Annotated in this window: 23 protein-coding genes; 5 read left to right on the forward strand and 18 right to left on the reverse strand. The window is 67.2% G+C overall.

Annotated elements, in window-relative coordinates; translation table 11 throughout:
• Positions 1 to 39: 39 nt before the first annotated feature.
• Positions 40 to 1,155 carry a TrbI/VirB10 family protein gene (locus CCS01_RS12960; protein ID WP_104519258.1) on the forward strand — a complete coding sequence of 372 codons (1,116 nt, stop codon included), beginning with the start codon at positions 40 to 42 and terminating at the stop codon, positions 1,153 to 1,155.
• Positions 1,156 to 1,270: 115 nt separating this feature from the next.
• Here CCS01_RS12960 and CCS01_RS12965 read toward each other — a convergent pair whose 3' ends face one another.
• The 14 genes from CCS01_RS12965 to CCS01_RS13030 form a co-directional block, all read right to left on the reverse strand.
• Positions 1,271 to 2,272 (reverse strand): tyrosine-type recombinase/integrase, encoded by a 1,002-nt coding sequence (locus CCS01_RS12965; protein ID WP_104519237.1) that lies wholly within the window; start codon positions 2,270 to 2,272, stop codon positions 1,271 to 1,273.
• Entirely contained in the window at positions 2,269 to 3,204 is a 936-nt protein-coding gene (locus tag CCS01_RS12970; protein WP_104519238.1) for a tyrosine-type recombinase/integrase, read from the reverse strand. Before CCS01_RS12970 ends, CCS01_RS12965 begins: the two co-directional genes overlap by 4 nt.
• On the reverse strand, positions 3,201 to 4,544 hold the full coding sequence (locus CCS01_RS12975) for a tyrosine-type recombinase/integrase (protein WP_158258368.1): 1,344 nt from the start codon (positions 4,542 to 4,544) through the stop codon (positions 3,201 to 3,203). Before CCS01_RS12975 ends, CCS01_RS12970 begins: the two co-directional genes overlap by 4 nt.
• A gap of 33 nt (positions 4,545 to 4,577) precedes the next feature.
• Positions 4,578 to 5,738 carry a TrbI/VirB10 family protein gene (locus CCS01_RS12980; protein WP_104519240.1) on the reverse strand — a complete coding sequence of 387 codons (1,161 nt, stop codon included), beginning with the start codon at positions 5,736 to 5,738 and terminating at the stop codon, positions 4,578 to 4,580.
• Entirely contained in the window at positions 5,735 to 6,808 is a 1,074-nt protein-coding gene (gene trbG / locus CCS01_RS12985) for a P-type conjugative transfer protein TrbG (protein WP_104519241.1), read from the reverse strand. Before trbG ends, CCS01_RS12980 begins: the two co-directional genes overlap by 4 nt.
• The gene (gene trbF, locus CCS01_RS12990; protein WP_104519242.1) at positions 6,805 to 7,494 is read right to left on the reverse strand and encodes a conjugal transfer protein TrbF; all 690 of its coding nucleotides are present in this window, start codon (positions 7,492 to 7,494) and stop codon (positions 6,805 to 6,807) included. Before trbF ends, trbG begins: the two co-directional genes overlap by 4 nt.
• Before the next feature lie 3 nt (positions 7,495 to 7,497).
• Positions 7,498 to 8,856, reverse strand: a complete 1,359-nt coding sequence (gene trbL, locus CCS01_RS12995; protein ID WP_104519243.1) for a P-type conjugative transfer protein TrbL — start codon at positions 8,854 to 8,856, stop codon at positions 7,498 to 7,500.
• Positions 8,853 to 9,182, reverse strand: coding sequence for a putative entry exclusion protein TrbK-alt (trbK-alt, locus tag CCS01_RS13000; RefSeq protein WP_104519244.1), 330 nt, complete (start codon positions 9,180 to 9,182; stop codon positions 8,853 to 8,855). The genes trbL and trbK-alt overlap by 4 nt, the downstream gene beginning before the upstream one ends.
• 9 nt (positions 9,183 to 9,191) lie before the next feature.
• Positions 9,192 to 9,929, reverse strand: a complete 738-nt coding sequence (gene trbJ / locus CCS01_RS13005; protein WP_104519245.1) for a P-type conjugative transfer protein TrbJ — start codon at positions 9,927 to 9,929, stop codon at positions 9,192 to 9,194.
• A complete protein-coding gene (trbE, locus tag CCS01_RS13010) occupies positions 9,926 to 12,364 on the reverse strand; it encodes a conjugal transfer protein TrbE (RefSeq protein ID WP_104519246.1) in 2,439 nt (812 codons plus the stop codon). The genes trbJ and trbE overlap by 4 nt, the downstream gene beginning before the upstream one ends.
• Before the next feature lie 8 nt (positions 12,365 to 12,372).
• Positions 12,373 to 12,648, reverse strand: a complete 276-nt coding sequence (locus CCS01_RS13015; RefSeq protein WP_170114634.1) for a VirB3 family type IV secretion system protein — start codon at positions 12,646 to 12,648, stop codon at positions 12,373 to 12,375.
• Positions 12,648 to 12,989, reverse strand: a complete 342-nt coding sequence (locus CCS01_RS13020; RefSeq protein WP_104519247.1) for a TrbC/VirB2 family protein — start codon at positions 12,987 to 12,989, stop codon at positions 12,648 to 12,650. Before CCS01_RS13020 ends, CCS01_RS13015 begins: the two co-directional genes overlap by 1 nt.
• Positions 12,986 to 13,987 (reverse strand): P-type conjugative transfer ATPase TrbB, encoded by a 1,002-nt coding sequence (gene trbB, locus CCS01_RS13025; protein WP_204848245.1) that lies wholly within the window; start codon positions 13,985 to 13,987, stop codon positions 12,986 to 12,988. The genes CCS01_RS13020 and trbB overlap by 4 nt, the downstream gene beginning before the upstream one ends.
• A 164-nt stretch (positions 13,988 to 14,151) precedes the next feature.
• Positions 14,152 to 14,580: a MerR family transcriptional regulator gene (locus CCS01_RS13030; protein ID WP_104519249.1), complete on the reverse strand. Its 429-nt coding sequence runs from the start codon at positions 14,578 to 14,580 to the stop codon at positions 14,152 to 14,154.
• A gap of 81 nt (positions 14,581 to 14,661) precedes the next feature.
• Here CCS01_RS13030 and CCS01_RS13035 point away from each other — a divergent pair, with 81 nt between their 5' ends.
• The 3 genes from CCS01_RS13035 to merA are packed head-to-tail and all read left to right on the forward strand — an operon-like array spanning position 14,662 to position 16,838.
• Positions 14,662 to 15,045 (forward strand): mercuric transporter MerT family protein, encoded by a 384-nt coding sequence (locus tag CCS01_RS13035; RefSeq protein ID WP_104519250.1) that lies wholly within the window; start codon positions 14,662 to 14,664, stop codon positions 15,043 to 15,045.
• 29 nt (positions 15,046 to 15,074) lie between these two features.
• Positions 15,075 to 15,383, forward strand: a complete 309-nt coding sequence (locus CCS01_RS13040; RefSeq protein ID WP_104519251.1) for a heavy-metal-associated domain-containing protein — start codon at positions 15,075 to 15,077, stop codon at positions 15,381 to 15,383.
• A 24-nt stretch (positions 15,384 to 15,407) separates the two neighbouring features.
• A complete protein-coding gene (merA, locus tag CCS01_RS13045; RefSeq protein WP_104519252.1) occupies positions 15,408 to 16,838 on the forward strand; it encodes a mercury(II) reductase in 1,431 nt (476 codons plus the stop codon).
• Positions 16,839 to 16,887: 49 nt separating this feature from the next.
• Here merA and CCS01_RS13050 read toward each other — a convergent pair whose 3' ends face one another.
• Together CCS01_RS13050 and CCS01_RS13055 are read right to left on the reverse strand one after the other, a co-directional pair.
• The gene (locus CCS01_RS13050; protein WP_104519253.1) at positions 16,888 to 17,355 is read right to left on the reverse strand and encodes a ribbon-helix-helix protein, CopG family; all 468 of its coding nucleotides are present in this window, start codon (positions 17,353 to 17,355) and stop codon (positions 16,888 to 16,890) included.
• 8 nt (positions 17,356 to 17,363) lie between these two features.
• A complete protein-coding gene (locus CCS01_RS13055) occupies positions 17,364 to 19,343 on the reverse strand; it encodes a conjugal transfer protein TraG (RefSeq protein WP_104519254.1) in 1,980 nt (659 codons plus the stop codon).
• A 255-nt stretch (positions 19,344 to 19,598) separates the two neighbouring features.
• Between CCS01_RS13055 and CCS01_RS13060 the strand changes: the two genes are divergently transcribed.
• A complete protein-coding gene (locus CCS01_RS13060; RefSeq protein WP_104519255.1) occupies positions 19,599 to 20,774 on the forward strand; it encodes a Fic family protein in 1,176 nt (391 codons plus the stop codon).
• A 5-nt stretch (positions 20,775 to 20,779) separates the two neighbouring features.
• Here the strand turns inward: CCS01_RS13060 and CCS01_RS13065 are convergent, their stop codons facing one another.
• Together CCS01_RS13065 and CCS01_RS13070 are read right to left on the reverse strand one after the other, a co-directional pair.
• On the reverse strand, positions 20,780 to 22,543 hold the full coding sequence (locus CCS01_RS13065) for a relaxase/mobilization nuclease domain-containing protein (RefSeq protein WP_104519256.1): 1,764 nt from the start codon (positions 22,541 to 22,543) through the stop codon (positions 20,780 to 20,782).
• Positions 22,544 to 23,114: 571 nt separating this feature from the next.
• Positions 23,115 to 23,754, reverse strand: a 640-nt coding sequence (locus CCS01_RS13070; protein WP_146101730.1) for an IS110 family RNA-guided transposase, incomplete at its 5' end; no start/stop codon positions are given.

A 23,754-nucleotide genomic window follows, 5' to 3' on the forward strand; every position in this document is an offset into this window, starting at 1 on the left:
CCGGAAAGCAGCAGTGGCCCGCTGCGCCCGCCGCAGGAGATGCGGTTGCGATCAAGCCGCGCGCCGGTCACCCGCCTCTCGCGAAAGGTATTGCTCGGCCTTGGCGGCGTGGCCGCGCTCGGCATCGGCGGCGCCTTGTTCCTTGCGCTAAGGCCGCAACACGCGCCGACCGGGTCCGAGCTTTACAACACGAACAATCGCACGACGCCGGATGGTCTTGCCGCGCTGCCGCACGACTACACCGGTTTACCCAAACCGGTCCCGCAGCTCGGGCCGCCGCTGCCTGGGGATCTCGGCCGGCCGATCCTGAACGCGGGCGCACCAGCGCCCGCCATGCCGTCGCAAGCACCGCCCGCAGACCCCGAACAGCAGCGACGTCTTCAGGAACAGGAAGCCGCCCGCGTCAGCCATCTGTTCGCGGCCAGCAGCGGGGGCGTGGCTGGTGCGCCAGTGGCGACAGGACCGGCGGCCGGTTCAACGCCGACACCGATAGCGGTCGACGCCGCGGCTGGCGGTGGAAGCCAGGACCACAAGCTCGCCTTCCTCAACGGCGCCGTCGATCGGCGCACGACCAGCCCGGATCGCGTCCAGGCGCCTGCAAGCCCGAACATCTTGCAAGCCGGATCGATCATCGCCGCCTCACTGATCACCGGACTGCGCTCCGACCTTCCCGGCCAGGTGACCGCGCAGGTGACAGAGGACGTCTACGACAGCCCCACGGGCCACATCCTGCTCATCCCGCAAGGCTCGCGCCTGGTCGGCCAGTACGACGCCCAGGTCGCCTTCGGTCAGTCACGCGCCCTGCTCGTCTGGAACCGGCTCATCATGCCGAACGGGCGGTCGATCATCCTGGAACGGCAGCCAGGCGCCGACACCGAAGGCTATGCCGGCCTCGAGGACGAGGTCGACAATCACTGGGGCATGCTGTTCAAGGCGGCGATCCTCTCGACCCTGCTCAGCGTCGGAACGGAGGCCGGCATGAGCGGCAACAACAACGGCTCGCTCGCCGTAGCACTCCAGGAGGGCTTCTCCCAAAGCATCAACCAGACCGGCCAGCAGGTCGTCAGCCGGTCCCTGAACATCCAGCCGACCATCACCATCCGACCCGGCTTCCCGGTGCGGGTCATGGTCACCCACGACATCGTATTCCGTTAACGGAATACCAAGTCATATGCCGCGTCTGCGGCTATTCCGATTGAGGAAGATCGAAGGGCCACAAGACCATGACGATCATCGGTTTTATATGCAGTCATTATCGGCATAGTCTCTCCTATAGTCGGTTGAGGAAGGCGAGCAGCTTGTCGTCGGGCTTGAACTTGCCCGGCTTGCTGTCGAACGGGATCGTCTTGGCGAGGATCTTTTCTTTCAGCGCCAGATCGGCGTCGAGATAGATCTGGGTGGTCTCGATGGACTCGTGCCCCAGCCACAGCGCGATGACGGTCTGCTCCACCCCGGCGTGGAGAAGGTCCATCGCCGTCGTATGCCGCAGACAGTGGAAGGTGACGTGCTTCCGCTTGAGCGAAGGGCAGACATTGCCAGCGGCTGCGACGTGCTTTTTCAGGAGGCCGGCCACGGCGTCCGGGCTGAGATGGCCGCCCCGCGCGCTCGGGAAGATCACCTGGTCCGGGGCCGGATTCAGTTCGTCGAGCCAGGCTTTGAGGACATCGGCGACCGGCTTGCACAGCGGGACGGTGCGCTGCTTGCGGCCCTTGCCGAGGATTTCGACGTGAGCGCCCGTGCCGAACGTCGCGTCCTGACGCCGGAGGCTCGTCGCTTCCGACAGGCGCAGGCCGGTTTGCAGGGTCGTCAGCAGCAGCGCGTGATCCCGGCGGCCGGTCCATGCGGCCATGTCCGGCGCAGCGAGCAGCGCATCGACCTCGGGGCGCGTCAGGAAGTCGATCAGCTTGCGCTCGAACCGCTTGGCCGGCACGGCGAGGACGCGCTGTATCTGGGCGCTGTTCGTCGGCATCTCGTAGGCGGCGAAGCGGAAGAACGACCGGATCGCAGTAAGCCGCAAGTTGCGGGTGCGGACGGTCACGCCGCGCTGCTTCTCCAGGTCACTCAGGAAGGCTGCGATGAGCGGAGCGTCGAGCTTCTCGAACGCCAGCTTGTCCGGGGTGATGCGAAGGCGCTTTTGCGCGAAGCGGAGCAGCAGCCTGAACGTATCGCGATACGAGCTGATCGTGTTCGCGCTGACCCGCTTCTCCTGCATCAGGCGCTGGGTGAAGAACCGCTGAAGGAGTGTCGGGAAGGTTGGGATCGAGGCCGTCATGACAGAGCCTCCCAGCGATGCTGAAGCCGCGCCACCGCCTCCGCCATCAGCTCCGGATTCTGGTGCAGATACCAGTAGGTGTGGGTGAGTTGGGTGTGCCCGAGATAGGTGGACAGCGCCGGCAAGCGGCGCTCAGGGTCCGTGCCGGTGCTGTAGCACCGACGCAAGACCTCGACCGCCATCGTATGTCGCAGGTCGTGCAGGCGCGGCCCGCTGGAGGCCGCGACATCACGCAGGCCAAGCCGCCTGGTCAGTCGCCGGAACGCGCGATCCAGCGCCGTGTGACCGACGCGGCGGCCGTGTGTGGATATGAAGAAGGCTTTGACGGCCTTGCCGGCCAGGAAGGCGTCACGCTCTTCCCGATAGCGTTGCAGGGCGACGCGCGTCGTCTCATGAACGGGCACAAGGCGGGATTTGCCGAACTTGCTGTTGCGGATGGTGATGACGCCCTGCTCGAGATCGACATCGTCCAGATCGAGTCTGAGGACTTCGCCGACCCGCATCCCGGTCACGCTGATGAGGCCGTAGATTGTATAGCGTCCCAGGCAGTAGAATCGGGTTGCTCCACCCCATTGCCGCAAGCTCCCCGCCAGGATGCGCTTCATCTCTTCGGCGCTGAAGATATGGGGCTGGAAGGTGATCCTGCGCCGCGCGAGCAAGTCCGTGGCGGGGATCTCGGTCCTCGGGTCGCCCAGGATGCGATAGCGGGCGAAGCTGCGAACCGCACGCAGCCGTCCGGCGAGATAGTTCGGATCGGTAGAGACCGGCTGCCGCGCCCATTGCACCGCCAGCTTCGCGGTGATGTGAGTGGCATGACGCCGCTCCATGAAGTCGGCGAAGTTGCCGAGGTAAAGCTCGTCCTTCTTCAGTCGGAAGCCGAGCGAACGGCGAAGCTCCAGATATTCCACGACGCCTTCGCGCAAGCTGGTCATGGCAGATCTCCCGGCCACGGCAGGGCGACCGCACGCAGGCCGTCCAGATCGACCTTCGCGTATCGCCGCGTGGCCTCGGGGCTGCGATGCCGCAGCATCTGGCCGATCTCCGTCAGCGACAGTCCCTGCCGCAGCATATCCATGGCAAGCGCATGGCGAAGTTGATGCGCGCCCGTGACCTTCACCTTGATCCCGGCGCGGGCGATCGCGCGATGCACGATCTGGCAGATGTCGCTGTGGGACCCCAGCCCGTCGAAGGGAGCGCGCGAGCGCAGGAACACCCTGCGGCACGCCGATTCCGGCCGGCCGTCCTTCAGATAGGACGCAAGGGCCTCGCCGGCGTCGTGTGGCAGGGGCAGCGGCCGTTCCTGGCGGCCTTTGCCATGCACGGTCAGCCAGCCCCGCGACCAGTCGATGTCGTCCAGTTCCAGACGGACGATCTCCCGCGCCCGAAGCCCCAGCCGTGCGAGCAGCAGCAGGATGGCACGATCGCGCCGCCCGGCCGGTGTGCGCCATGTCCGGCTCTCGGCCAGAAGCCGGCGAACGTCATCGGTGGGCATCGCTCGTGGGATCGACGCCATCGACCATCCGGCGACACTGGGCACGACCGCCGCAAGGTCCGTCTGGATGTAGTCGCGGAAGCGCGCAAAGCGGAAGAAGGAGCGCAGCGACGTAACGATGTTCTTGGCTTGCGCGAAGGTCTGGTCATGCGGCGCGTTGCGGCGGATATAGTCCGTGACCTGGCTGGCGCTGATGCCGGCAAGGTCCGGCTCGTCGGCACCGCAGAGGCTCGTCAGGAAGCGCCGTATATAGCCGCCGTAGTTCTCGATCGTGGACGGCGCCAGGCCACGTTCCTCCCGCAGCCAGCCCGCGTATTCCTGCAATATCTCCTCGGCGCCGGACGGCCCGGTTGGAAGGGCTGCCTCGTCGTCAACGACGCCCCTGTCCCGGAGCCAGCCTGTCATGCCGCTCAGGGAGATTGCATCGCCGCCCTTCAGGATACGGCATCGGGCGCGGTCACGCAGGAACGCAGCTTCGTGCTCGGCCGTGATCTCGCTGGCTGCAATTCGTTCGCTGCCCAGCCATCGACTGAACTCGCTGACGAGGAAGGTCTTCTTCCAATAGGAAACCTGCGAATATCCGCAGTCTGCGAGGTATTCGGCATAAGGCCCCAGATAAGGAGCCAACGGCCCTTCGACACGAAGTCGAACGGGCCTCTTTCGACACGCCCGTTGCATACGCCAACCCAGCGCCGGTCGGCTCCAATCGACAAATACTATGCCGACCGGCTCCCGGACTTTTACCACAGGAGAAGCCAGAATGCATGCAGAACTCAGCATAGTTCCGAACTCGGCATATGACATCGTATTCCGTTAACGGAATACCAAGTCGCGCGTGACGATGACGCGCACCGGGAAGCCGGGCCGGATCGTGAGGGTCGGCTGGATGTTGAGCTCGCGTTGAACGATCTGCTGGCCGGTCTGGTTGATGCTTTGCGATATCCCAAGCTGGAGCGCATCGGCGAGCGAGCCGTAGTTGTTGGTGCTCATGCCGGCTTCGGCGCCGACGCTGAGGATGGTCGAGAGAACCGCCGCCTTGGCGAGCTCCCACCAGTGATAGTTCACCTGATCCTCGAGGCCCGCATAGCCTCCGGCATCGGCGCCCGGCTGGCGTTCAAGCACGATCGAGGCACCATCCGGCATGATCAGGCGGGTCCACACGAGAAGCACGCGGCTTTGTCCGAAGGCGACCGAGCTGTCGTACTGGCCGATCAACTTCGCGCCCTGTGGGATCAGCAGATAGTGGCCCGTCGGCGTGTCGTAGACGGCCTCCGTCACCTGGGCGGTGATCTGGCCGGGAAGATCGGAGCGGATGCCGGTAAGGAGCGCCGCCGGAATGACCGTGCCGGCCTGCACCACATAGGGCGAAGTCTTCGCCTGGAGACGGTCGTCACTGACCGTGCGGCGATCGGTCGAGGCGTTGAGGAAGGCGGTCTTGCGGTCCTGCATGTTCTGCGCGGCGCCTGCGTCGACCGGTGGCGTCGGTGTCGGGCCGCCCTGCGCCCCGACTGCATTCGCCGGCGCGAGACCGACCGGCTGGGGCTGCTGGTTGGTCTGGGCGAAGAGACGGCTGACCCGCGCAGCCTCGGCCTCCTGGGCGAGCCGTTGCGCGCGCGGATCCGGTCCGGCGGCCGGCACGGCCGTATTCGGCGCGGCTCCGGCGTTGAGGATCGGCTTGCCGAGATCACCGGGCAGCGGCGGACCCAGCGGCGGGACCTGCCGCGGCAAGCCGGTGTAGTCCTTGGGGAGCCCCGCCAGCCCCTCGGCCGAGGGGCGGTTCTGCGTGCTGAGCAGCTCCTGGCCGGTCTGGGTCTTGTTGCGGGTCTGGAGCCCGTAGCCGAGTGCGCCGGCGACGGCGAGCGCCGAGACTCCGCCAAGGGCGATCAGCACCTTGCGCGACAGACGGGTCACGCGCGGCCGCTCGCCCCGAAGTCGCAGGTCGGGCGGCGCGGGAGGCGTCGGCTCCTCCGTCATGACCGCGGCCTTCCATCGGTGCGAACGATGCGGACGCGCCGCTCGCTGTTCTTGTCGCCGAGGCGCAGCTCTGCCGCGGCGAACAGGCGATCGACGATGTAGTAGTTGCCGTGGACGCGGTAGTTGACGAGCTCCGAGCCGCCGGCCGGGCCGATGACGAAGAGCGGCGGCATCTCGCCCTGTCGGATGCCGGACGGAAACTCGATGTAGACCTTCTGGCCGTCGTCGAAGGCGCGCAGTGGCCGCCAGGCCGGATTGTCGCCTTCGATCGCATAGCGGAAGTTGATCGCGGCGAGATTGACGTCGGTCGCGATCGGCGCGGCCGCCTCGGCTGCGTGGTTTTGCTGGCGCAGCGCGATGAGCTGGTCCTCGGGATACTGCCAGGAGACCGAGGCCATGTAGGTCTTCTCGGTCGAGCGCAGCTCCAGAAGATAGGTCCGGCGATCGGTGTTGATGACGAGGTTGGTGACGAGATCGGGCCGGGTCGGCTTGACCAGAATGTGGATGCGCTTCGTTGCGCCCGCGCCGCTCTCGGTGTCCCCGATGATCCAGCGCACCGTGTCGCCCGCGGCGACCGGCCCGGTGCCGACGAGTTGTTCGCCCTCCTGCAGGGCGATGTCGGTGATCTCGCCGGGCGCCGTGTAGGCCTGATAGAGCGCGCCCGCTGAATAGGGATAGACCTGCACGGCGTTGATGAAGCCGTCGCGCACGGGCTGCACGCGGGCGGCCGCGTTCGCGCGAGCGACGCGCATCTCGGGATCAGGCGATTGCGGCGGCTCCTTGCTGCTCGCCAATGGCTTCAACTGCCCGGGCAGCGGCAAGGGCTTCGGCAACTCGACGATATTGACCGGCGCCGGTGGATCAACGGTGAGCTTCGCGGGCACCGCGCTGTCGTAGTTGATGTGGGGCGGAATGAACTTGTGAGCGCAGCCGCCGAGCGCAGTTACGGAGAGCAGCAGAACCGCAAGGCCGGATTTGCGGATGGGTGCAAAACCTTCCTTCCGGTTCAGGTGAAAGGCGGAAAGACGTGAAGCCGGACCGCCGGCTTCTATGGAAAACGGCGGGGTCATTGTCCCAGCTCCTTCGACCAGTTGATGGCGGTGACGTAGATGCCGAGCGGGTTCTTGCGGAGCACGTCGGCGGACGTCGGCGGCTGGATCGCGATAGTCAGGATCGCGGTCCATCGCGAGGTGTCCGCGAGCGCCCCGTCCTCGTAACGATGCTCGATCCACTCGACGCGGAAGCTCGATGGCGAGGCGCGGATCACGCTCGAGACGTCGATGGCGATCTGCTGCTTGCCGAGCTTGGCGAAGGGATCATTGGCGCGGGCATAGTCGTTGAGCGCCTGGGACCCTGAGGTGCTGGTGAAGTCGTAGGCCTGGAGCCAGTTCTGCCGGACGATGATCGGATCGGCCGGCAGCGAACGGACCAGTTCGATGAAATGGGCGAGATACCAGGCGATCTCCGGATCGGTCGGGTGGTAGTCCGCCGTGGCGGGCGCGACCGCCTGCGCCTGGCCGAGCTTGTCGACCTGCACCACCCAGGGGACGATGCTGCCGTGGGTCGACTGCCAGACGAGACCACCGGCCAGACCCATCGAGAGCGCGAGCGAGCCGAAGGCCATCAGCCGCCAGTTTCTCGCCTGAACACGGGCCGAGCCGATCCGCTCGTCCCAGGCCTGCGCGGCGCGCTGGTAGGGTGTTTCCGGTTCGGGGGTACGGCCATAGCGGACCGACGCCCGGCGAAAGAGCGCCATCGTCTATTCTCCTCCCGAGAGGTCCACGGAATGGCCGCCGCCATGGCTGTCGCCCGACCTGAGCGCCTGCGCGGCCGCCTGGGCGCCGTGCGTCATGGCTTGGTTGCGTCGCAGGCGCTGGGCCCAGGCCGGCGGAGCGCCGGCATCTGATGCGGCGCCGGCCGGATCGGTCGCCGCTCCCGCGCCGCCCACGGTTCCCATGGTCGATGCCCCGCCGGTCATGGCGAAGCTCGATTGCGCGCCGGCCGAGAAGCTGTCCTTCATGGTGTCAGCCGCGCGGGCCGCCATGCGCCGCACAGGCGCCACCGCGGCCGAGGCGGCGGCGCGACCGACCCCGCCCAGGCCCGCCGCGACACCCGAGGCGCCAGAACGGCCTGCCGAGGCGAGGCTGTAGGCCGAGGAGGCCCCACCCGCGATCGCCGCGCCGCCGCGGGCAGCGGCGGCCGTGCCGGACGCAGCCGCCATGGCTCCCCTTCCGGCCACGCCCAGCGCCCCGGCGCCCGCCATCGCTGTGCCGGCGACGGCGAGTCCGGTGCCGACCGCAGCGCCCGCTCCGAGCTGCGGCGCGCCGGAGACGAGGCCCGTCGCGATGCCCGGGCCGAAGATGCCGAGACCGAGCAAGGCCAGCGCCGCGAGCACGACGGACAGCGCCTGCTCGATGGTCGGCTGGCCGCTCGTGTAGGTCTGGGTGAACTGCGAGAAGAGGCCGGTGCCGATCCCGACGATGACGGCGAGGACCATCACCTTTACGCCGGAGGCGACGATGTTGCCGAGCACCTTTTCGGCGAGGAAAGCGGTTTTGTTGAAGAGGGCGAAGGGGATCAGGATAAAGCCGGCGAGCGTCGTCAGCTTGAACTCGATCAGGGTGACAAAGAGCTGCACCGCCAAGATGAAGAACGCGATCAGCACCAGCAGCCATGAGATCATCAGCACTGCGATCTGCACGAAATTCGCGAAAAAGCTGGTGAAGCCCATCATCTGGCTGGCGGCATCGAGCAGCGGCTGGCCGGCGGTGAGACCGACCTGAGCGAGATGGCCCGGCTGAAGAAACGTCGCCGTTGAAATGGTCGAGCCGCCCGCCTTCAGACCGAGGCCGGCGAAGCTGTTGAAGACGATGGCGGAGAGATTGTTGAAGTTGGTGATGATGAAGGCGAAGAAGCCGATGTAGAGAGTCTTCTTCACCAGCCGTTGCAGAATGTCCTCGTCCGCGCCCCAGGCCCAGAACAGTCCGGCGAGCGTGATGTCGATGACGATCAGGGTCGAGGAGAGATAGGCGACTTCGCCTTTGATCAATCCGAATCCGGAATCGATGTAAGTGGTGAAGGTGTTGAGGAACGTGTCGATGACGCCGACATTGTTCATCGTGCGTCTTCCTTGGCGGGAGTGGCCGGCGCGGCCGCGCCCAGGGACGTTTGCGGCGGCAACGGCCGCGCCGGCTTGCCGAGGAAGCGACGGCGGTTCTCCTCCCAGACCGCTACGCAGCGCGCGTCCTCGGGGTCTTGCGGACCGAGCGCGCTGCAACGACGCAACTCGGCCGAGAGGTCATCCTGTGCAGGGTTGGGGATCGTCGCAGGCGTGACGGCGACGGGCGTCGCGGGACGTCGGTCGATCGCGAAAAGGCTTGCGATGATGACCGCGACCAACACGAGGATCGCGGCGGCACGGAAGGCGCCTGAACGTCCCGGCATCGCCCCGCCTCAGTGGGAGCTGAACATGGTGACGGTTCCAGGCACGTAGCCGGTGGTCGTCCGGAAGGTCTGGTAGTTCTGCTGGCCTTGCGCTTCGGCCGAGGCCGTGCGGGCCTGCTCGAGCGCATCGGCGCGGCTCTTCGCCGACAACACCGCGACCACGTCCGAAAGCTGCTGGGATTGCAGCGCGAGAAGCTGGTTGCCGGCCTGCGCCGCCTGGAGCGCGCCCGTGGCGCTCTGGCTGGCGGTGACCAGCGAGGTCATCGCGCTGGAATTGGTCGGGATGTTGCCGACGACGCCGGCCTGAACCTTCAGACTGTCCTCGAAGGCGGCGACGGAGTTCTGCCACCGGGTCTGGGCATTGGCGACCATGGTGGCGGTGGAGCCCGAGCCCGCGGCCGCGCCGTAGCTCGTCGAATAGGCCCGCTCGATACCCTGGACATTGAAAGCGATGTTCTGCGCCTGACCGAGCAGCGACTGGGTCTGAGCGGTCGAGGACTGAAGCTGGCTCAGCGTCGACATCGGCAGATTGGCGAGGTTGCGCGCCTGGTTGACCAGCATGGTCGCCTGGTTGCTCAGCATCTGGATCTGGTTGGTGACCTGCTGCAGCTCGCGTGCGGCGGTCAGCACGTTCTGGCTGAAGTTGCTCGGGTCGAAGATGATCCACTGGGCCGAGGCCGGTGGCGCGGCGATCGCCAGGGACAGCATGGCGGCGCTCGCCACCGCCAGAAGGCGCCGCTTGATCATGATCTTGTCTCCAGGTTGGTCAGCTCGGGGATGAGTTGGGCGGCCCAGGCGAGGCCACGGTCGGTCAGCCAGACGGGCGCGAACGCCTCATGGCCGTGCTCGGCGATGAGGCGCTCGATCGCGGCGTGATCCTGCTTGGAGGACGCGGCGCAGAAGGCCAGCGCCACCGCGCCGAGACCCAGCTCGAACAGCCGATTGCCGCGCCGCGACTGGCAATAATAGTCGCGCTTGGGTGTGGCGCGGGCGAGGATCTCGATCTGCCGGTCGTTCAGCCCGAACCGGCGATAGATCGCCGTGATCTGCGGCTCGATCGCGCGTTCGTTCGGCAGGAAGATGCGCGTCGGGCAGCTCTCGACGATCGCGGGCGCGATGGCGCTGCCGTCGATGTCGGAGAGCGATTGGGTAGCGAAGACGACGGAGGCGTTCTTCTTGCGCAACGTCTTCAGCCACTCGCGGAGCTGCTGCGCGAACGCCGGATCGTCGAGGACGAGCCAGCCCTCGTCGATGATGAGCAGCGTCGGTCGGCCGTCGAGCCGGCCCTCGATGCGGTGGAAGAGATACGTCAGCACGGCGGGCGCCGCGCCGGCGCCAATCAGGCCCTCGGTCTCAAAGGCCTGGACCGACGCGGAGCCGAGATGCGCGGTCTCAGCGTCGAGCAGCCGGCCGGACGGTCCGCCGACGCAATAGGGCTGAAGCGCCCGCTTCAGCGCCGTCGATTGCAGCAGCACCGCGAGGCCCGTGATGGTGCGCTCGCCTACGGGCGAGGACGCCAGCGAGGTCAGCGCCGACCAGACATGCTCCTTCGCGGTCGGATCGATGGTGACACCTTCCTTGGCGAGGATCGCCGTCACCCACTCGGCGGCCCAGGCGCGCTCGGCCGGATCGTCGATGCGGGCCAGCGGTTGAAGGGAGACGGAGTGCTCCGATCCCGCCGACAGGCTGCCGCCGAGATCGTACCAATCGCCGCCCATAGCGAGTGCTGCGACACGGATCGAACCGCCGAAATCGAAAGCGAAGATCTGGTTGTTCCGGTAGCGGCGGAACTGCATCGCCATCAGCGACAGCAGGACGGATTTGCCGGCGCCGGTTGGGCCGACGATCAGCGTGTGGCCGACGTCGCCGACATGCAGGCTCAGCCGGAACGGCGTCGAACCCTCCGTCTTGCCAAACAACAGCGGCGGCGCCTGGAAATGCTCGTCCCGTACCGGCCCGGCCCAGACCGCCGAAAGCGGGATCATGTGGGCGAGGTTCAGCGTCGAGACCGGCGGCTGACGGACGTTGGCGTAGGCATGGCCGGGGATCGATCCGAGCCAGGCTTCGAGCGCGTTCACGCCTTCGGCCATGCACGTGAAATCGCGGCCCTGGATCACCTTCTCGACGAGCCGCAGCTTCTCGGCGGCGAGGCCGGAATCCTCATCCCAGACGGTGACGGTTGCGGTGATGTAGGCCTGGCCGACATCGTCGGCGCCAAGCTCTTGCAGCGCCTGATCCGCGTCGGCCGCTTTGTTGGCCGCGTCGGAGTCCATCAGCGTCGAGGCCTCGTTGGTCATCACCTCCTTGACGATGGCGGCGATGGACTTGCGCTTGGCGAACCATTGCCGGCGGATTTTGGTGAGCAGGCGAACCGCCTCGGTCTTGTCGAGCAGGATCGCGCGGGTGGACCAGCGATACGGGAAGGCGAGCCGGTTCAGCTCGTCCAGGATTCCCGGATGGGTCGCGGTTGGGAAGCCGACGACGGTGAGCGTGCGCAGGTGATGGGCGCCAAGGCGCGGTTCGAGCCCGCCGGCGAGCGGCTCGTCGGCGAGAAGCGCGTCGAGATGCATCGGCGTCTCGGGGACGCGGACACGCTGCGGGCGCGTCGAGACGGTCGAGTGCAGGTAGGTCAGCGTGTCGCCGTCATCGAGCCAGGCGACCTCGGGCATGAAGCCCTCGACCAGTTGCAACACCCTATTGGTGCGGTCGATGAAGCCGTGCAGGAGCTCCCACGGATCGACGCCGCCTTGCGACCGACCTTCATAGAGCCAGCTCTCGATGCGGGAGGCGTCCTCGGCTGGCGGCAGCCAGACGAAGGTCAGGAAGTAGCGGCTCTCGAAATGCGCGCCGGCCTCCTCGAACGCGTCCTGCCGTTCGAGATCGAGGAGAGCCGAGGCCGGATCGGGAAAGACGCCGCGCGGGTAATGCTGCGCCGCCTGCCGAACGGCTTCGACGAAGATCGCCCATCCGGAACCGAGGCGCCGGAGCGCGTTGTTCAACCGCGCGGTCACGGCCACCAGCTCGGCCGGCGTCGCGCTGTCGAGGTCCGGCCCCCGAAAGCGCGCCGTGCGCTGGAAGGAGCCGTCCTTGTTGAGGACTATGCCCTCTTCGACCAGAGCGGCCCAAGGCAGGAAGTCGGCGAGGCCGGCGGGGTGACTGCGATATTCAGCGAGGTTGAGCATCGTGGGCCTCAGACGCCGAGGTGGGGCGGGTAGCGGAGGTGCCGGCGCACCACGTCGACGAACTGCGGATCGCGCTTGGCCGCCCAGACGGCGGCGGCATGACCTACCGCCCAGAACAGCGCGCCCGGAATCCAGAGGCGCAGGCCGAGCGCGATGGCGGCGGACAGCGTGCCGTTGGCGATCGCGACGGTGCGTGGCGCCCCGCCCATGAGGATCGGGTCGGTGAGCGCGCGGTGAACCGGCGCGAAGAAGCCGGGCACGTCGAGATCGACGATCGCGGCCATCAGATCAGCGTCCCGCCGGAGAAGCTGAAGAAGGACAGGAAGAAGCTCGACGCGGCGAAGGCGATCGACAGGCCAAAGACGATCTGGATCAGCCGGCGGAATCCGCCGGACGTGTCGCCGAAGGCGAGGGTCAGGCCGGTGACGGTGATGATAATCACCGAGATGATCTTCGCGACCGGCCCCTGCACCGACTCCAGGATCGCGTTGAGCGGCGTCTCCCACGGCATGGAGGAGCCGGAAGCGTAAGCGGCGGGTGCGAACGCCAACGAGAACGCCATCAGCGCGGCGAAGTCGGCCAGGCGTCGGCGCGCGCGCCGGGCGATGGCGGGAACACGGATCATGGTTGATCTCCGGGAAGGCCGCCCGCCCCGGCGGACTGGACGCGGTAATCGCCGGTGGCGGGGTCGAGACCGGCGACGGTGGCGAGTTCGGCCAGGCGGCGTTCCGCGCCGCGGCCGCGCAGGACCGCGACGAGATCGATCGTCTCGGCGATCAGCGCGCGCGGGACGGTGACGACGGCTTCCTGGATGAGTTGCTCGAGGCGACGAAGCGCGCCGAGCGCGCTGCCGGCATGGATCGTGCCGATGCCGCCGGGATGGCCGGTGCCCCAGGCCTTCAGAAGATCGAGCGCCTCGGCGCCGCGCACCTCCCCGATGGGGATACGATCCGGGCGCAGCCGCAGCGAGGACCGGACGAGGTCAGACAGCGAGGCCACGCCGTCCTTAGTGCGCATGGCGACGAGGTTCGGCGCGCGGCACTGAAGCTCGCGGGTGTCCTCGATCAGCACCACGCGGTCGCTCGTGCCGGCGATCTCGGCCAGGAGCGCATTCGTGAGCGTCGTTTTGCCGGTGCCGGTCCCGCCGGCCACGAGGATGTTCTTGCGCGACGTCACGGCGGAGCGCAGCGCAACGGCCTGGCCCGTGGTCATTGTGCCGGCGGCGACGTAGTCGTCGAGGGTGAAGACTGCGACGGCCGGCTTACGGATCGCGAAGGCCGGCGCCGTGACGACGGGCGGCAGCAACCCCTCGAACCGCTCTCCCGTCTCGGGCAGTTCGGCGGAGACGCGCGGGCGTTCCGCGTGGACCTCTGCGCCGACATGGTGCGCCACCAGGCGCACGATCCGCTCGCCGTCGGCGGCCGACAGGGTCCGGCCGGTATCCTCCAGCCCGCCTGACAGTCGGTCGATCCAGAGGCGGCCGTCTGGGTTCAGCATCACCTCGACGATCGACGGGTCTTCGAGGAAGGCCGCGATCGCCGGGCCGAGCGCGGTGCGCAGCATGCGCGCGCCGCGTGAAAATGCCTCGGAATGGAGCGGAGCAGCCGCCACGATCGTCCCCATCATTGGCCAATCGCGACGCGCAATTGGCGACGGGGATGATTAGAAAAGGCAAGAACTGGGGCAGATCAACAAGGTTTTACGTGGTGTAGCGGAGCAGCGTAGAGGGGGGGAAAACGAATTGCTGTGTCGTAATCGCATTCGCAGATAGAACGTCTGGCAGTGAATTATTCGACCTCCCTCCGTCGAAACAAAGTTTCGATTAAGGGACAATCGCGGCGTGTTCCATCGCCGCATTGCACGACGACGTCTTTCAACACGCGCTCCATGCGTTTCAAGTCTGCGATTTTCGCGCGCACATCGGCCAAGTGGGTCACGGCAAGCAGGCTCGCTTCCGCGCAAGGTTGTTCTCGTTCGTCCGCCAGGCGCAGGAGGGCGCGAATTTCATCGAGTGAGAACCCGAGTTCGCGCGCGCGTAGGACGAACCCGAGCCGCTGCTCGTGCGTGTCGTCGTAGCTGCGGTAGCCGCTGGCCGTACGCGGCGGCGGCGGTAACAGGCCGACCTTCTCGTAGTAGCGGACGGTTTCGAGATTGGCGCCGGTCCGCCGGGCCAGCTCCGCGCGCTGAAGGCCTTTAGGCGACGGCGCCACTGACATCAAAAAAGAGCCCTTGACCCTGTAGTTGCTACAGAGTGCAGGATACGCCGAGATCGAATTCGGAAGCAACAGGAGCTGACCATGAGCGAATCGACGGCTTCGGCTTCGCCGCAGGGCGAGCGGGCGACGGCATCGCGCTGGCTGGCCGTCGGCGGCATCATGGGCGCGCTGGGCGCGGCGTCGTGCTGCGTCATTCCCTTTGCGCTGTTCCTTGCGGGCGTCAGTGGCGCCTGGATCGGCAACCTAACGCTGCTGGAGCCCTATCAACCGATCTTCGCCGCCGTCTCGCTAGCGTTCATCGGCGCCGGCGCCTGGCGGCTGCGAAAGAAGCGGCAGATCGCGTGCGCGGACGGCTACTGCGCCACGCCGCGGTCGGATCGCATCGCCAGGACCGGCCTCGTCGCCGCCGCCGCCCTGGTCGTCATCGCGGTCGGGTTCCCATACGCGGCGCGGTATTTCCTGTGAACGCGCTGCGGCGCCAGATGGAGAGAAGCATGAAGAAAACACTTGGAATGTTGGTCGCCTTCGGCCTGGCCGCGGCGCCCCTCGCCGCGCGTGCGGGCGAGGCCACCGTCGTTCTCACCGTTCACCATGCCGGCTGCGTGCTGTGCGGGCCGATCGTCAAGAGCACGCTTGCCCATGTCAAAGGCGTTGCCGGCGTCACGGTGAGCCAAGCCGACGGGATGGCCGACGTCACCGCGACGGTCAACTACGACGCCTCAGTCACCTCACCGAGCGCCATGATCAAGGCGACCACCAACCAGGGCTATCCGGCCGAGGTCGCCAAGGCGGCGAAGGGCTGAGGCCGCAAAAGAAAGAGCGAAAACATGAGTACCTGCTGCGGACCGAAGGCGGGAGACCCCGGCCGCTATGACCTGGCCGTTATCGGCGCCGGATCGGCGGGCTTTTCGGCCGCCATCACCGCCGCCGAACTGGGCGCCCAGGTGGTGCTGATCGGGGCCGGCATGATCGGCGGCACCTGCGTCAATATCGGCTGCGTGCCGTCGAAGGCGCTGATCCGCGCGACGGAAACACTGCACAACGCGCGCGCCGCGGCGCGGTTTGCCGGCGTCGCCGCGAATGCCGAGATCGGCGACTGGCGCGCGACCGTCCGGCAGAAGGACGAGCTGGTCGCTTCTCTGCGTCAGGCCAAATACGCCGACCTGCTGCCGGCCTACAACAACGTCACCTATCGCGAAGGGGCGGCGAGGCCCGTCGCGGGCGGCGTCGAGGTCGGCGGTGCAATTCTGTCGGCCGAGCGGATCATCATCGCCACCGGCGCCCGGCCAGGCGTTCCGAGCATCGCGGGAATCGAGTCCGTGCCGTGTCTGACCAGCACGACCGCGCTCGAACTCGAAGAGTTGCCAGGCTCGCTCCTTGTCATCGGCGGCGGCTATATCGGCGCGGAACTGGCGCAGATGTTCGCGCGCGCCGGCGTGCGCGTCACGCTGGTCTGCCGTTCGCGGCTACTTCCCGAGGCCGAGCCGGAGATCAGCGCCGCGCTGACGGGCTATTTCGCCGACGAGGGCATCGAGGTGGTCTCCGGCGTCGCCTATCGCGCGATCCGCAACACCGAAACCGGGGTCGCGCTGACGCTGGCGCGCGACGGCCGCGAGAGGACGATCGCGGCGGAGCAGGTGCTGAACGCGGCAGGCCGTGCGCCGAACGTCGAAGGTCTCGGTCTCGCCGAACTCGGGATCCGGCAGACATCCGGCGGGGCGATTGTCGTCGATGATCGGATGCGCACCAGCCGCCCCGGCGTCTATGCCGCGGGCGACGTGACCGGGCGCGACGCGTTCGTCTACATGGCCGCGTATGGCGCCAAGCTCGCGGCGAAAAACGCGCTCAACGGCGACAGCCTGGCCTATGACAATGCCGCCATGCCGGCGATCGTGTTCACCGATCCGCAGGTCGCGAGCGTCGGGCTGACGGAAGCGGCGGCGCAGGCGGCGGGACACGAGACCCGCGTTTCGATCCTTTCGCTCGACCAGGTTCCGCGCGCGCTCGCCGCGCGCGACACGCGCGGGCTCATCAAACTGGTGGCGGAAGCCGGCACCGACAAACTTCTCGGCGCGCATATCCTTGCCCCCGAAGGCGCCGATAGCATCCAGACGGCGGCGATGGCGATGCGCGGCGGGCTGACAGTGCGCGATGTCGCGGAGACGATCTTCCCCTATCTGACCACTGTCGAGGGGCTAAAGCTTGCCGCCCTCGCTTTCGACAAGGAAGTGTCGAAGCTGTCGTGCTGCGCGGGGTAGATTTGAGACTTCGAGCGCGGGGCGCGGCGTACGTTGAAAAATACTGACGTCAGCGTTCCTCGACCTCGTTGCCGAAATCATGATCCGTTTCCTTCTCGTCCGCCCTCGAATCGGGCCGAATGAGGTCCATGGGAATCTCGTCCCTGAGCGTGCGGCCCTGGTTGAGCCGCCGGCCCAGCGCCTCGATGAATCCCTCATAGCGCTCGCGCCCCTTGGCCTGGGCGGTGGCCTGCGCATCGGACGGTAGGGGCGGCGTGATGGTCAGCCAGAAACGAATGAAGAGCGCGAGGGCTTCTGTCGACAGGCCGCTGTCACGCTCGAGCCGCTGTACCTGGCGCGTAAGGCGGTCGAGCCGTCTTGCGAACGCCGCCTCCAGGCGATCGGCGCCATCCGGCGAGAGGAATGAGGCCACGGCCGCCTCGACGATCGCCGACCGGGTGAGGCGTCGGCGGGTGGCGAGATCGTTGATCTGGGTGATCATTTCTACGGGAAGCGAGAGATTGAGCCGGTCTCGCATGGCGTCGCCTACATGCCGAGATGGTCGGCGGGATCCAGCGCGGTCTGACGCACGGCGCCGCGCTGGCGCTGGCGCAGAGCCTCCTGCTGACGCGCGGCGTCATCCGGCGTGTCGTCAACAACGTCGAACTCACGGCGCTCGCGGCGTGGTGGTGTCGTCTCCTTCGCGACGGCGACGTGATCCGGCAGTTCCGGCTCACGCCGCAGGCCGCCATTGGCTTCATCTTCCGCCTTCAGCGCGGCCATGAGCACGTCCGACGGGGAGCGGATCGGCAGTGACGACCAATCGTCCGGACGCGGCGAATGGGCCGTTGTCGTGGGTGGCTCAAGCACCCGTTCGGAGAAACGGGGGTCTTCGTAGTAGCGCGCCTTCTGCGCCCGGATCGGATGGAGGCCGGAGACCATGACGATCTCGTCGGAGGGCGGAAGTTGCATGATCTCGCCTGGCGTCAGCAGCGGACGGGCGGTCTCGGAACGTGAGACCATCAGATGACCGAGCCAGGGAGAGAGTCGGTGGCCAGCATAATTCTTCATGGCCTTCATCTCGGTCGCCATGCCGAGCGCATCGCTCACCCGCTTCGCGGTCCGCTCGTCATTGGTCGCGAACGATACGCGCACATGGCAGTTGTCGAGGATGGCGTTGTTGGCGCCATAAGCCTTCTCGATCTGGTTCAGCGACTGGGCGATCAGGAAGCTCTTGAGCCCATAGCCCGCCATGAAGGCCAGCGCGCTCTCGAAGAAATCGAGCCGGCCGAGCGCTGGAAACTCGTCGAGCATCAGGAGCATCCGTTGTCGCCGGTTCTTCGGATGAAGCTCCTCCGTCAGCCGCCGGCCGATCTGGTTGAGCACCAGGCGGATGAGCGGTTTGGTGCGGCTGATGTCGGACGGCGGCACCACGAGATAGAGCGTGGCGGGCCGCGTGTCCGAGATCAGGTCGGCGATCCGCCAGTCGCACTGGCGTGTGACCTGGGCGACGACCGGATCGCGGTAGAGGCCGAGGAACGACATGGCGGTCGACAGCACGCCGGAGCGCTCATTGTCCGATTTGTTGAGCAATTCGCGCGCGGCCGAGGCGACGACCGGATGCGGCCCGGCTTCGCCGAGATGGGCGGTCGTCATCATCACCCGCAGCGTCGCTTCGATCGGCCGCTTCGGATCGGAGAGAAAGGCGGCGACGCCGGCGAGCGTCTTGTCCGCTTCCGCGTAGAGGACGTGGAGGATGGCGCCGACCAGCAGTGAGTGGCTGGTCTTCTCCCAATGGTTGCGGCGTTCGAGCGAGCCTTCGGGATCGACCAGAACATCGGCCACATTCTGGACGTCGCGGACCTCCCACTCGCCTTTGCGGACCTCGAGCAGGGGGTTGTAGGCGGCGGAGTCCCGGTTGGTCGGATCGAACAGGAGCACTCGGCCGAAGCGCGCTCGAAAGCCGGCGGTGAGCTGCCAGTTCTCGCCCTTGATGTCGTGGACGATGGCGCTGCCGGGCCAGGTCAGGAGCGTTGGCACCACTAGGCCAACGCCTTTGCCGCTCCGTGTCGGTGCGAAGCACAGCACATGCTCGGGGCCGTCATGGCGGAGATAGGACCGCTCATAGCGGCCGAGGACAACGCCGTCCGGCGCGAGCAGTCCGGTGGAGATCATTTCGTCAGCGCGCGCCCAGCGGGCGGAGCCATAGGTCTCGGCGTTCTTGGCCTCGCGGGCGCGCCAGACCGACATGCCGATCGCGACCACGGCCGAGATGAGGCCGCCGGAAGCCGCGATATAGGCGCCCTCGATGAAGATCTGCGGCGCGTAGGCGTCGTAGGCGAACCACCACCAGAAGAAGGCCGGCGGCAGGTAAATCGGGAAACGCAGCACCTCGAACCAGGGCCGTCCCAGTTCGGGCTGGAAGCCGAGCCGCCAGGCCGTCCATTCGGTCGCGATCCACATCGCCGCCACCACGATGGCGAATACGATGATAACCTGGCCCCAGAGAATCTTGGTCGCGGACACTGAACGCCTCTCCTTTCCCGGAGAGACATCGGCGTCGGAGAAACGGCATCGCAAGCGCGATCCGCGGCGCTTCGCAGGCCGTCGCGCCACAGCGAAAAACTATTGGAAGGCGCGTAGGCGATCCCCCACGGCCACTCGGGCCGGAAGGACTTCGGGCGAATTTGGCAGGACGCCAGCCTTCAATAAGCGCCCTTCCTTATTGAAGGATAAGACCATATCGTTCATTAAGGCCCGGGGCCTATTGAAGGATCGCGCGTGGCGGACACGAAAAACCGGCGGCTTGGCGCCTATGTCGAGACGAGCACGGGGGGCGAGCGGGTGCGCGCCTATGTGCCCGCGCCGCTGCCGCCGGACCCACCTCTCGATCTGGCGCGGTTCATGCGGCTCTACGAGCGCGCGATAGCCGCCGTCGGGCGGCTGGACGGCGTCGTGGCGATCCTGCCGTCGACGCCCCTGTTTCTCTACATGTATGTCCGCAAGGAGGCCCTGCTGTCCTCGCAGATCGAGGGCACGCAATCCTCGCTTTCCGACCTGCTGCTGTTCGAGAACGACGAAGCGCCGTCCGTCCCGCTCGACGACGTGACCGAGGTCTCGAACTATGTCGCGGCGGTCGAGCACGGCGTTTCGCGGATCCGCAGGGGGTTTCCCCTGTCGCTGCGCCTGATCCGCGAGATGCATGCCATCCTGCTGAGGTCGGGACGCGGAGCGGCCAAGCAGCCCGGGGAGTTCCGCCGCTCCCAGAACTGGATCGGCGGCACACGGCCCGGCAACGCCCTCTTCGTGCCCCCGCCGCCGAATCTATTGGACGATTGCCTGGGCGCGCTGGAGCGCTTTTTCCACAGCGAGGACCCGGCGCTACCCCCGCTCATCCGGGCCGGCCTGGCCCACGTCCAGTTCGAGACAATCCATCCCTTTCTCGACGGCAACGGGCGCCTCGGCCGGCTGCTCATCACCCTGATCCTGTGCGAGGCGGGCGTCTTGCGCGAGCCGATCCTCTATCTCAGCCTGTTCCTGAAATCCCACCGCGACGACTATTACCGCCTGCTCCAGGAGGTCCGGCAAGCCGGGACCTGGGAGACCTGGATGGAGTTCTTCCTGACCGGGGTGGCCGAGACCGCCGAGCAGGCGGTCGCGACCGCGCGCGAACTGATCGCCATGTTCGAGGTCGACCGGCAGAAGATCGCGGGCATCGGCCGCGCCGCGCCCTCCGCGCTGAGAGTTCATGAGCTGATGCAGGCCCATCCGATCGTCACCATCCCGACGGTGTCTTCGCGGCTTGGCGTTTCCTTCGCGACAGCCCGAGGCGCCCTGGAGAAGCTGGTGGGCGTCGGGGTTATACGCGAGACGACGGGACGTCGGCGCGGGCGGATCTACGCTTACACGGCTTATCTGGCCGCGCTCGATCGCGGCACCGACCCGTTGCCGGCCTGACGGCGTCACAGACCGAGCCCCCGCTTTCGTCCGAGGCTCCATTCGATGCCGCCGTCGTCACGGGCGGCGCCCGCGACATGTTGGCCGAGCTTCTTCTCGAGGCTTGGCGACCAGGGCACGAGTTGGAAGCCGAGTCCGTCGTCGATCATGGCGAAGCGGCCCGACGACAGGGTGAGGCGCTGTCGGTAAACCCCGACGACAGGCTCGCCCACGCCGGCCGGCACGGGACGCAAACCCGTCTCAGTCGAAAGCCGCGCCGCGGTCTCGTCCAGCTCACGCCGCCGCAAGGTGGCGAGCAGGTTTCGCTCAAAGGTGACGTGCTCGCCTTGGCGACGCGCGAGACCATCCCGGATGAGGTGCTCAGTGCGCGCCTTCATCGCCTCGCGGACTTCCCCGCCAAACCCACCCATGGCGAGCGGCATTGGCTGACGCTCGACGAGACGGTGATCGAGCCAAGTCGCGCCGCGCGCGCCGACCTGCGCGCCGAGATCGAGATCCGATCGCGTTGCCAGCACCAGCGTCGGCCGAGGATCATCCTGGCCGCCGAAGCGGCGGACCTCGACGATCCCACCGATCGGCGGCGCGTGCTCGAAGACCTCGACACCGCGGAAGCGAACGTGATGGGCTCGGCCGTCCGCGCCGTCGATCACGGCGTAGGCTTCGCCGGTCAGTTCATCATGCAGCCCCCTGTCGACCAGGCGGCCGATGATCGGCGCGTCCGGCGGCTGGGCGTCGATCACGTAGTCGCCGACGCCTCGGTCCTGGCCCCGCTCGGCGAAGGCGCGGTGCATGGTCTTGATGATGTCGCCGCGCGCGCCGAGGTCGCGCAGCGTCCGCTCCGCCTGGAGGCCGACCATCCATTGGCCGGGACCGGCCGGAGCCGCAAGTCCCATCCGCTCCAGCTTCTGCATGCGACCGACCATCAGGCGTCTCAGCTCTGGGTCACCCGGCCCGGCTTGCGCCGGGCGCAGGTCGACCAGACCCGTCTCATCGGCGGCGAAGCGAAGCTGGACGTCGAGTCGGGTCCAGCGGTCAGCGTCCACCTCGCGTTCGAGCGCCGTGCGGATGGCGTGCTCGGGACGTGGACCAAGCTCGATTCCGATCAGCTCCTCGGCGCGCGAACGGAGCCCATGGCTGATGTAGTCGCGCGAAATAACGAGGTCGGCTCCGGCGGCATCGACACCGCGCACGAGCAGATGGACGTGCGGATTATCGGTGTTCCAGTGATCGACAGCGACCCAGTCGAGCCTGGTGTCGAGGTCGCTCTCCATCTGTCGGACGAGATCGCGGGTGAAGGCCTTGAGGTCGGTCATGTCGCCGGCGTCCTCCGGCGAGACGATGAATCGAAAATGGTGCCGATCATCCTCGCACCGTTCGGCGAAAGCCCGATCGTCGGCGCGATCACTGGCGGCGTCGAAGATGACGCCCCGTTCGCCATCGCGGCTCACGCCCTCGCGCTTCAGATAGGACAGGTGTGCCGACAGCGGCGCCGAACGAAAGCTCCGGCCCTGGTGACGCACGACGCGCGCCTTGACGACGACGCGCCGGGTTGGGCTGAAGAGGCGGCCACGGCTGAAGGCGGCCCGGCCACGCCCAAAGCTGGAACGGCCCGGCATGCGGGCTCGGCCCGAATTCGGCGATCGCTGGATGGCCGGCCCCGCTTTGCGGGCCGCTTTCAGGACCTGGGCGACGAAGCTCTTCGGCTTGGGCGCCTTCGTCGAGCGCGTGCGGCCCGGCCGGACCCGGAACTCATTCTCGCCCCCGCTCATCGCTCGGGGCGGCCAAGATGGACAGCGGGGCGCGAACGGCAGTGTACAGGCCGCAACCCTGATATCGTTGGGAATAATCGCGCAACCTGCCACCGACCGACGGGCCTGCCCGCCAAAATACAAGCCGCGACAGCGGCTTGGATGCCGGCGTGGCAGGGCCTTTTAACTTGCCCTCTTAATCGGGGTCTTCTTCCTCGTCTCGGCCATCTTCGTCTCCTGTTCTCCACTGTATCCGAACTTGCGCTTTTCTGCGACACGGCGCGCCCGCTTCTGAACCACCTGGTCGATCCGGTTCCGGCCCGCGAGTCCTGATGCGCCGTGCACTCTTCCGCGCTCATCGACGGCGGGATTGGGACCGTCGGTGCGGTCGTCGATCCGTCGCGGCGCATGTCGGCATCGGATTGGCGGGGCAGCATCACAGGCACTCGAGCGTGGTCCAGGATCGCTCCGGCCACAGGCAAGATATCGTGCTTCCCGCATTCCATGGTCTGCACCAGTCCTCATCCGCCGGGGCGGATCTCCTTGGGCGCTCAGCCGCGCGCCAGCTTGGGGTTGATGGGATCTCCAGGCGTCATGCGTGGGCGCCCAGAAGCTTGCGATCTTTCACCGTCGCCGCTGTGTCCGCCGTGCCGTCGGCGTGCGGTCGATCCGCATAGACAGTGCCGTCGCGCCACATCGCGTGCATGATCACCGCGAGCTTGCGGGCCATCGCCACCACCGCCTTCTTGTGGCAGCGCTTGGCGATCTTCTGGCCCCAGGTCTTGAGTGCCGTCTGACCCTTGTAGCGTGTCAGCATGGCGCTGGCGGCCTCATACAGCGCGCGCCGCACCTCCGGATCGCCGGCCTTGCTGATGCGGCCCTGCACGTCGATCGAGGTGCCCGACTGCCATCGCTTGGAGGTCAGGCCGAAATAGGCGGCGACGTCGCGCGAGCGGCGGAAGCGCGTCGGATCGTCGACGGCGGTGGCGAAGGTCAGCGCCGTCACCGGCCCAACGCCGGGGATCGCCATGAACCGCCGGCACAGCGCGTCGCCTGCCACCAGCTTGACCACCAGGTCGTGCAGCTTGAGATACTGCCGCCACAGCGCCGCGCGCGCCGCCAGCATGCAGTCCATCAGCTCGGCGGTCAGCGCATCCTCGGCGCAGGCCTCGCGCACCGCCTGCTCGAAGCCGGCGCGGCCGACCTTGTGCAGCTTCACCCCGAAGCTCTTC

Origin of the sequence: Rhodopila globiformis, assembly GCF_002937115.1 — a bacterium.
In the GTDB taxonomy this organism is placed as follows: domain Bacteria; phylum Pseudomonadota; class Alphaproteobacteria; order Acetobacterales; family Acetobacteraceae; genus Rhodopila; species Rhodopila globiformis.

What these genes read in the sequence shown, in the direction of transcription:
- CCS01_RS13050 (WP_104519253.1), bottom strand. Translation starts at nt 17,355, where the DNA reads ATGCGAGACCGGCTCAATCTCTCGCTTCCCGTAGAAATGATCACCCAG.
- CCS01_RS12975 (WP_158258368.1), bottom strand. Translation starts at nt 4,544, where the DNA reads ATGCTGAGTTCTGCATGCATTCTGGCTTCTCCTGTGGTAAAAGTCCGG.
- trbL (WP_104519243.1), bottom strand. Translation starts at nt 8,856, where the DNA reads ATGAACAATGTCGGCGTCATCGACACGTTCCTCAACACCTTCACCACT.
- trbK-alt (WP_104519244.1), bottom strand. Translation starts at nt 9,182, where the DNA reads ATGCCGGGACGTTCAGGCGCCTTCCGTGCCGCCGCGATCCTCGTGTTG.
- CCS01_RS12965 (WP_104519237.1), bottom strand. Translation starts at nt 2,272, where the DNA reads ATGACGGCCTCGATCCCAACCTTCCCGACACTCCTTCAGCGGTTCTTC.
- CCS01_RS12970 (WP_104519238.1), bottom strand. Translation starts at nt 3,204, where the DNA reads ATGACCAGCTTGCGCGAAGGCGTCGTGGAATATCTGGAGCTTCGCCGT.
- CCS01_RS13035 (WP_104519250.1), top strand. Translation starts at nt 14,662, where the DNA reads ATGAGCGAATCGACGGCTTCGGCTTCGCCGCAGGGCGAGCGGGCGACG.
- CCS01_RS13015 (WP_170114634.1), bottom strand. Translation starts at nt 12,648, where the DNA reads ATGGCCGCGATCGTCGATCTCGACGTGCCCGGCTTCTTCGCGCCGGTT.
- trbF (WP_104519242.1), bottom strand. Translation starts at nt 7,494, where the DNA reads ATGGCGCTCTTTCGCCGGGCGTCGGTCCGCTATGGCCGTACCCCCGAA.
- trbB (WP_204848245.1), bottom strand. Translation starts at nt 13,987, where the DNA reads ATGGGGACGATCGTGGCGGCTGCTCCGCTCCATTCCGAGGCATTTTCA.
- CCS01_RS12960 (WP_104519258.1), top strand. Translation starts at nt 40, where the DNA reads ATGCGGTTGCGATCAAGCCGCGCGCCGGTCACCCGCCTCTCGCGAAAG.
- CCS01_RS13030 (WP_104519249.1), bottom strand. Translation starts at nt 14,580, where the DNA reads ATGTCAGTGGCGCCGTCGCCTAAAGGCCTTCAGCGCGCGGAGCTGGCC.
- CCS01_RS13020 (WP_104519247.1), bottom strand. Translation starts at nt 12,989, where the DNA reads ATGATCCGTGTTCCCGCCATCGCCCGGCGCGCGCGCCGACGCCTGGCC.
- CCS01_RS13065 (WP_104519256.1), bottom strand. Translation starts at nt 22,543, where the DNA reads ATGAGCGGGGGCGAGAATGAGTTCCGGGTCCGGCCGGGCCGCACGCGC.
- CCS01_RS13040 (WP_104519251.1), top strand. Translation starts at nt 15,075, where the DNA reads ATGAAGAAAACACTTGGAATGTTGGTCGCCTTCGGCCTGGCCGCGGCG.
- trbG (WP_104519241.1), bottom strand. Translation starts at nt 6,808, where the DNA reads ATGACCCCGCCGTTTTCCATAGAAGCCGGCGGTCCGGCTTCACGTCTT.
- trbE (WP_104519246.1), bottom strand. Translation starts at nt 12,364, where the DNA reads ATGCTCAACCTCGCTGAATATCGCAGTCACCCCGCCGGCCTCGCCGAC.
- trbJ (WP_104519245.1), bottom strand. Translation starts at nt 9,929, where the DNA reads ATGATCAAGCGGCGCCTTCTGGCGGTGGCGAGCGCCGCCATGCTGTCC.
- merA (WP_104519252.1), top strand. Translation starts at nt 15,408, where the DNA reads ATGAGTACCTGCTGCGGACCGAAGGCGGGAGACCCCGGCCGCTATGAC.
- CCS01_RS12980 (WP_104519240.1), bottom strand. Translation starts at nt 5,738, where the DNA reads ATGACGGAGGAGCCGACGCCTCCCGCGCCGCCCGACCTGCGACTTCGG.